The following is an 8,203-nucleotide window of genomic DNA, read 5'->3' as shown; positions in this document are numbered from 1 at the left end:
AATGTTTATTTGATAAGAGAATAATACGAAATATATAAAAATAGTTAAAACAGTTTGTTTTTATAGTAATGATCGGTTTTCTGGATTTGTAATGTTTTTAGCGTGTTAAGTGTAAGAAAAAAATGATGTTTTAAAAACTAAACTGAGAGCTTATATAAAAAAGCAATAATCGATTTTAGCTTCAAGCTGTTGCTGTCAAAGCTTTGAAAGAGATATCTGAGAATGCTTAAAAAATTCTTTAATAGGTAAAGAATATTACAAAATGTAAACATTTATGCTAAATTCAGCTAAAAATGTGATTTGCATCTACAAAACATGGGTGAAGGTGAGTTGTATGCTATTGCAGCAATACAAAATTGTATTTGGCGGCAAAATTGGCGCTGGCAAGTCTGCAGCCATTAAGCTGCTTTCGGATATTCCGCTTAAAAAGCTAGATGCCTCAAATTTTGACGAAGCTGAAAATACGAAGCAGAAGCTGGATATCGTTTACGGGGAAATGAGCTTAAATGACGGCGCGCATGTAGGACTGTATGGGACGCCGGGACATGAGAGCTGCGATTTTATATGGCCAAAAATATGTCAGGACTCTATTGGTATTGTGCTGTTGATTGATCATATGCATGTGGAGCGCTTAAAAAGCCTAGAGTTCTATCTGCGGACATTTGAACAATACAGCAATAATATTGTGATTGGTATTACACATCTTGATTTGCGCAATAGCCAAGTGTTGAAAATTTACCGTGATTGGCTGATGCAAAATAATTGCCAGTATCCGCTTTTTACCGTGGATGCCCGTGAAAAAGATGATGTATTGATGATGGTCGAAACTTTAATTGCATTGCAGGAAGTGCGTCTGTAGATGAGGGCTATAATGCAATGAAGTAAAGCATGTGCAATATTTAACTGTTAATCATTGTTAAAAGGGGATTCACTTATGAGTAATACTCAGTTTGCAGATTTTACATGCTATGCTTTTGCCTATTTGATGTTTAGAGAAATGGAATGAAAAAGGGCATATACCAGCATTATAAAGGTCAGTTATATCAGGTGCTGCATACAGCAACGCACAGTGAAACAGAAGAAAAATTAGTGGTTTACCAGTGTTTATATGGTGATTATTCTATTTGGGTCCGCCCATTTGCTATGTTTAATGAAAGTGTTTGCTTGGAAGATGACCGTGAAGTGCCCCGTTTTAGGTTAATTCAAGAAGTTGCATAATAGATGCTGAAGTAAAATCAAGGTTATGCTTTCTTATTGTTCAAATGGAATAGTTGAAGAATTATTTTCTGCTGTAAGAAAGATTGAAGCGCTGGCATAACGTCAGCGCTTTTTTTCTTAAAAAGAAGAATAGAAGCAATCGAAATATATTTGATTGCTTCTTAGAGTCTTACTGAATAGAAATCCGGGTAAAGTGTAAATCATATTCTAAATATTTATGCACAAATGCAGTTTTGTCGCTGCATCTCATCATATTGTTATAAATAAACTCAGGTACCGGGTGGAATAAATCACCTGTCCCATTGGTATAAAAAATTTTTAGATAACGTGAAGAAGCGCTGTATTTCCATGTTTTTACAGCAAGCGGTGTTCCCATAAGCAACCCCCTTAAAATTATTATGTTTCAGCTGCTAAACTGCTGCAGGCTTTATTTGAACTTATGATAAATTTGGACGGGACGATGTAGCAGAATTGTAAAAATAAAGCGAATATTTAAATGTTTGTGTGCTGCTAAACACTTTTTATAATTTTGCATTTTGGTATTTTTACTTGATCATAAAATGAATTATCAAATATTTTGAGAAGTTTAACAGATTATTAATTTTGTACAGAGCGTGTTATAAGGTTAATAGTTAATACGGGTGAAAAATAATCACTTTATGCTTGGGTAAAGGCCTAATTCTAATAGCTGGGTTTTAGTTATTTTTAGGTGGTCGCTGGAGAGGGGGGTGAGATTTTTTTGACTTTTTGTGCCTGATAAAACCGATGTGCCGTTTTATATATTTTACATGAATAAACTTTAAAACAAATTTTAATTTTTTAGATTTTATAGAGGTGTTATGTATGAAAAAGACGATTTTATGCGTATTGGCTGCTTCTGGAATTATGCTGTCCTCATTGGCTGAAGCGTGTACGCGTGTGGTTTTTCATGGCGAAAATAATAATGTGATGACCGCCCGCTCTATGGATTGGAAATCTGATGTGGGGACGAATCTTTGGATTTTGCCAAGCGGTGTAAAGCGGGCTGGACAGGCAGGGCCTCAATCTGCAAGCTGGACGGCGAAATACGGCAGCGTTGTGGCAACGGGCTATGATATTTCAACGACGGATGGTGTAAATGAAGCCGGTTTAAATGCAAATTTACTATGGCTGGTCGAATCTGAATATCCGCAGGCTGAAAAGTCAAAAAAACCAAAATTGAGTATTTCTTTATGGGCTCAGTATGTTTTGGATAATTTTTCAACCGTAGATGAGGCTGTTAAATTTTTGCAAAAAGAACCCTTTGATGTGATTACAGATCAAGTTCCTGGGGAAAGCCGCTTAGCTGCACTGCATTTATCTATCTCAGATAAAAGCGGCGATAGTGCAATTGTTGAATATATCGGCGGCAAGCAGGTGATTCATCACAGCAAAACGTATCAGGTTATGACCAACTCTCCGACTTTTGACCAGCAGCTGGCATTAAATCAATATTGGAAACAAATTGGCGGCACAACCTTCCTTCCGGGAACAAATCGTGCGGCTGACCGTTTTGCGCGCGCTTCTTTTTATATTCAAGCCATTCCAAATAAAGCCGATTCCAACAGCAGTCTAGCCAGCGTATTCAGTGTAATCCGCAATGTTTCCGTTCCATTCGGCCTGAACACGGAAGAAGAGCCGAATATTTCATCTACCCGCTGGCGAACGGTAGTGGACCATAAGCGTCATCTTTATTTCTTCGAATCTGCGGTTTCGCCGAATGTATTTTGGGTTGATTTAAACAAGATCAATTTTAAAGACGGTAAAACCAAGAAGCTGAATTTAGGCAAAGATCAAAGCAGTACTTATGCAGGCGATGCAACGGCATCTTTTGTTGAAACGAAGCCTTTTGTATTTTTAGGCATTAGTTAATGTAAAGAGGAATCACGGACGCAGCCGTGTTCGGTAAACGCCTTACTTTATTATTAAGCAAAAAAAACCGTGCTATAAGCACGGTTTTTTTGAATCAGTTCAATCTAATACAGATTAGATTTTACCAACTAGGTCGATTGAAGGAGCTAGAGTAGCATCGCCTTCTTTCCATTTAGCTGGGCAAACTTCGCCTGGGTGAGCGTGTACGTATTGAGCAGCTTTAACTTTACGAAGAAGTTCTTGAGCGTCACGGCCAATACCGCCAGCATTGATTTCAACGATTTGGATTTTGCCTTCAGGATCGATAACGAAAGTACCGCGGTCAGCAAGACCAGCAGATTCAATTAGTACGTCAAAGTTTTTAGCAAGAGTCCAGTTTGCATCACCAACCATTACGTATTGGATTTTTTTGATTTCTTCTGAAGAATCGTGCCAAGCTTTATGCGTGAAGTGCGTGTCAGTAGAAACTGAGTAGATTTCTACGCCTAATTTTTGGAATTCAGCGTAGTTGTCAGCAAGGTCACCAAGTTCAGTTGGGCATACAAAAGTGAAGTCAGCTGGGTAGAAGAAAACTACTGACCATTTGCCTTTAAGGTCAGCTTCAGTTACTTCGATAAATTGACCATTTTGGAATGCTGTAGTTTTGAACGGTTTAACTTCAGTATTAATCAAGCTCATCATTGTCTCCATGATTGAGGTAAGTATTTAATTTTCGGAATAAAGACTATCGAATTTTAAGCGATTGCTGAAATGGTATTTTTACATTACAAAAATCGGAAAAACCGAATTAGCTGCAGTGCAAGCCATTTCCATCAAATCATTCTGTTCATTTAGCATCAGCAATATGATGGCTAGATGACAAAATCATCTTTGTTTTTGTCCCGTATTCAACATGGTGTTTATGCCTTTAAAATTCAAGGCTGAATTGAAAAAAAGTAAATTTTTTCTAAAAACGCGATGAAAAAACGGGAAATAAAAATTATAGATGGAATGATTATGTGAAATATAACTACTTTACTGTAAAGCCTAATCAAATGTATTTGCAGTATTTCTATACTCTGGAGCGTAAAATAGCTACCGCTTCACTCATGAAGCACGTAAAATATCGAATTGATTTTTCTTACGGGTATTTTCTCAGTGCAGCGTCCTTTTCATGCAGAACAGCTGGTGATGGTCCGTGACCGTCATCGTTTAAGTCGCCTCAAAAAAGGGAAAGATGCTAATGAGACGCAGTACCAAGAGCTGTTTGAGAAATCAAATGCCAAAGTGCGTGAGCGCATTTCTAAAATTCCAAATATTAAACTGAATCAAGATTTACCTGTAACTCAGTATGCAGATAAATTAATTGAAGCGATTCAGCAGCATCAAGTGATTATTGTTGCAGGCGAAACAGGTTCGGGTAAAACCACGCAGCTGCCGCAAATTGCGATGCTGGCTGGACGCGGCTTAACTGGCCTTATTGGACATACTCAGCCGCGCCGTTTGGCTGCGCGCAGCGTGTCACAGCGTATTGCCGAAGAAGTCGGTGAAAAACTGGGGGAGTCGATTTCCTTTAAAGTCCGTTTTAATGAACAAGGTTCGCAAGACTCGATCGTGCGTTTGATGACAGACGGTATTTTACTGGCGGAATTGGCCAATGACCGTTTTTTAAATAAATACGATACGATTATTATTGATGAAGCGCATGAGCGTTCACTGAATATTGACTTCATCATGGGGTATCTGAAACAGCTTTTACCGCGCCGCAAAGACTTAAAAGTTATCATTACTTCCGCAACTTTAGATGTAAACCGTTTCAGCAATTACTTTAATGGCGCGCCGATTTTTGAAGTCGAAGGACGAAGTTTTCCTGTGGAGCTTCGTTACCGCCCAATTTCAGAACTCAGTATTGGCGGCAGTGATGATGATGAATTTGATGACTTTGAAGAAAACTTGCCGCGGGCTGTGGTTTCAGCAGTAGAAGAGTGTTTTCAAGATGCGCAGGAAAAAGGCCATCCTGAACATGCCGACATTTTGATTTTTGCCAGCACCGAACAAGAAATTCGTGAATTGCAAGAAACATTGCAAAAGCATGGTCCGCGGCATACTGAAGTGCTGCCGCTGTATGCGCGTCTGGCTTTGAGTGAGCAGCAAAAAATCTTCAATCCGTCAGGTGGCGGACGGCGCATTATTATTGCCACGAACGTGGCGGAAACGGCATTAACTGTTCCGAATATCCGTTATGTGATTGATAGCGGTTTTGCCCGTCTTTCACGTTATAACTATCGTTCCCGTGTACAGCGTTTGCCAATTGAAGCGGTGTCACAAGCAGCGGCCAATCAGCGTAAAGGCCGCTGCGGCCGTATTGCGCCGGGTGTGTGTATTCGTTTATACAGCGAAGAAGATTTTCAAAGCCGCCCAGAGTTTACTGAACCTGAAATTAAGCGCACCAACTTGGCTTCGGTTATTTTGCAAATGCAAAGTTTGGGCTTTGGTGAATTAGAAGACTTTGATTTTATTGAGCCGCCAGATCATCGTTTGGTGAATGATGCCCGTAAGCTGTTAATTGAGCTTGGGGCGCTCTCTGAACGTAAATCAAATCCTCCTCTTGCGGCAAACAACGCCTCATCTGTTGGAAAAGGGGGAGCTGAAAAAGTCCCTCTTTCTAAAAGAGGGGTTGGGGGAGATTCCTTAACCAAAATCGGTCAACAGATGGCAAAAATGCCAATCGACCCGCGCCTCGCACGGATGATTTTGGGCGGCGCGCACTTTGGCGCTTTAAACGAAGTGCTTGTGGTTGTAGCGGCTCTTGCGGTGCAAGATCCGCGTGAGCGTCCTGCAGACAAACAAATGCAGGCAGACCAAAAACATGCGCTGTTCCGTGAAGCTGATTCGGACTTTTTGTTTTATATTAAGTTATGGGAAACCTTGACAGAAAATAAGGGGATGAGCGAAAACAAGCGCAGGACGTTTGCACGTAATCATTTTCTCAGCTGGCTGCGTTTACGTGAGTGGAAGAAAACCCATGAGCAATTGGTCGATTTAGCGCAAGGCCTAAAACTGTCTTTTAATGAAAAGAAAGCCAATTATGAAAATCTGCATCGGGCATTATTAACTGGCTTGCTGTCCTTCATTGCGAATAAAACAGATGAGCGCAATGTGTTTATGGCAGTACGTCAGCAAAAAGCGCGTATTTTCCCAGCATCGACTTTGCATAAAACCAATACGCCTTGGGTAATAGCCTTTGAAATGGTCGAAACCTCTCAGGTATATATTCGAACGCTGGCGAAAATTGAACCTGAGTGGATTTTATTGGCTGCGGGCGATTTGCTGAAGCATCATTACTTTGAGCCGCATTGGTCGAAAAAGGCAGGTGTGGTCAATGCTTATGACCAAATTTCTTTATTTGGCCTCATTATTGAGCCTAAGCGTCCGATTAATTATGAAAAGGTTGATCAGCCTGCTGCGCATGAAATTTTCCTGCGCGATGCTTTAACTACGGGTAATTTAGGTACGACCCCGCCATTTTTAAAGCATAATTTACTTAAGCTTGAGGAGGTTGAGCGCGTAGAGGATAAACTTCGCCGCCGTGATTTGGTGGTGGATGAAGAAACGATTTATCAATTTTATGCCTCTAAAGTGCCTGAAGAGGTGGCAAGCCGCCGCAGTTTTGAAGACTGGCGCGCAACAGTTGAACCGAAGGATCCGCGTCATTTATTTATTGATGATGATGCATTATGGATGAATGACCGCCCAACGACGCAGCAATTACCTGATTTCTTGCGTAATGGTGAACTCCGTTTGGCTGCCAGCTACCGTTTTGATCCAAGTCATGATGAGGATGGGGCAACAGTCAAAATTCCAATTCAGGCTTTGCCGCAAGTGGATGAAAATATTTGGTCATGGGGGATACCAGGCTGGCGCCAAGAGCTGATAGAAGCTTTACTTAAAGCATTACCAAAAGATAAACGCCGTCATTTAGTACCGATACCTGATACAGCCCGTAAATTAATGGATCGTGTTGATGCGGTGCATCTGCGGGAGCATATTTTCAGTTTCTTGGCATTCCAGCTCCGCGGAGAGCAAATTACAGGAAAAGATTTTTCTTGGGAGCGGGTGGAACAGTATTTATTGCCGCTGATCAAAGTGATTGATGAAAAGGGCCGTGTGATTGAGCAGGGCCGTGATTTGGAAGAACTCAAAGCCCGTTGCCGTACAGAAACACACAGCCCTGTCAAACAGCTGAAAGGAGAATTTAACAATTTTCCTGAAACTTTTGTGTTTGAAGCCTCACAAAAAGTCACTGGTGTGGTGGTGAAACAGTATCAGGCTTTGGTGCCGGCTAAAAACTTTGCGCTGCTTGAGCAAAAAGATGCATCTGGTGTGGTTATTCAGACATTTAATGATCAGACAGAGGCTGTCCGTCAGCACCGCGAAGGTGTGATTCGTCTTGTGCATATGCAGCTGGGTGACTTGGTTCGTCAGCTGAAAAAACAGATTTCTAAACCCTTGGCATTGGCTTATTCACCGCTAGGTGACAAAGCCAAACTAGAGCAAATGTTAGTTTATGCCACACTTCAGCTTTCAATAAATGAGCTTCCTGTCAATGAGCAAGAGTATCAAAACCTCGTTTTAAATGTAAAGAAATCTTTCTTGATGCATGGTCAGCATGCTTTGTCTATGCTGAGTGAAATTTACATTCAATGGCAGGATATACGTCGGAAACTATTGGTTTTAGACGATTCTGTGTTTGGAAAAAATATTGATGACATTGAAGATCAGCTGGATTTGATGAGTTTGTCGGATTTTGTATATGTAAAATCTGCTGATATTTGGCAAGAATTTCCACGCTATTTAAAGGCTCTGGTGTTGCGTTTGGAGCGCTTACCAAATAATCTGCAAAGGGATAATTCTGCCATTGATCAAGTTGACCCATGGATGGAAAAATTATTTAAGTTCAAAAACGATATTCGCCTGAAAGAACTGTATTTCATGGTTGAGGAATTGCGCATCTCATTATTTTCTCAGCCGATGAAAACCAAGATGCCAATTTCTCCATCCCGTTTGCAAAAACTATGGGAAAAGCTTGGGATCAGTTAATATATAGGTAATTTCA

Annotated in this window: 6 protein-coding genes; 4 read left to right on the top strand and 2 right to left on the bottom strand. The window is 40.6% G+C overall.

The features are described from left to right. The first annotated feature begins 334 nt into the window (after positions 1-334). Both D7V32_RS04620 and D7V32_RS04615 read left to right on the top strand, forming a co-directional pair. Positions 335-859: a GTP-binding protein gene (locus D7V32_RS04620; protein WP_120401742.1), complete on the top strand. Its 525-nt coding sequence runs from the start codon at positions 335-337 to the stop codon at positions 857-859. 143 nt (positions 860-1,002) lie between these two features. After that, a complete protein-coding gene (locus tag D7V32_RS04615; RefSeq protein ID WP_120401741.1) occupies positions 1,003-1,218 on the top strand; it encodes a DUF1653 domain-containing protein in 216 nt (71 codons plus the stop codon). Between the two features lie 169 nt (positions 1,219-1,387). On the opposite strand, the gene D7V32_RS04610 is transcribed toward D7V32_RS04615, so the two are convergent. Next, positions 1,388-1,594 (bottom strand): KTSC domain-containing protein, encoded by a 207-nt coding sequence (locus tag D7V32_RS04610; protein ID WP_120401740.1) that lies wholly within the window; start codon positions 1,592-1,594, stop codon positions 1,388-1,390. Between the two features lie 467 nt (positions 1,595-2,061). Here D7V32_RS04610 and D7V32_RS04605 point away from each other — a divergent pair, with 467 nt between their 5' ends. Beyond that, on the top strand, positions 2,062-3,108 hold the full coding sequence (locus D7V32_RS04605) for a linear amide C-N hydrolase (protein ID WP_120401739.1): 1,047 nt from the start codon (positions 2,062-2,064) through the stop codon (positions 3,106-3,108). 114 nt (positions 3,109-3,222) lie between these two features. On the opposite strand, the gene ahpC is transcribed toward D7V32_RS04605, so the two are convergent. Next, positions 3,223-3,786, bottom strand: coding sequence for an alkyl hydroperoxide reductase subunit C (gene ahpC / locus D7V32_RS04600; RefSeq protein ID WP_120401738.1), 564 nt, complete (start codon positions 3,784-3,786; stop codon positions 3,223-3,225). Between the two features lie 492 nt (positions 3,787-4,278). Here ahpC and hrpA point away from each other — a divergent pair, with 492 nt between their 5' ends. Further along, a complete protein-coding gene (gene hrpA, locus D7V32_RS04595; RefSeq protein ID WP_120401746.1) occupies positions 4,279-8,187 on the top strand; it encodes an ATP-dependent RNA helicase HrpA in 3,909 nt (1,302 codons plus the stop codon). The last annotated feature ends 16 nt before the right edge of the window (positions 8,188-8,203 follow it).

Source organism: Acinetobacter tianfuensis (assembly GCF_003611465.1).
In the GTDB taxonomy this organism is placed as follows: domain Bacteria; phylum Pseudomonadota; class Gammaproteobacteria; order Pseudomonadales; family Moraxellaceae; genus Acinetobacter; species Acinetobacter tianfuensis.
The sequence above is the reverse complement of the archived record's forward strand: the minus strand, read 5'-3'. Positions and strand labels throughout refer to the sequence as shown.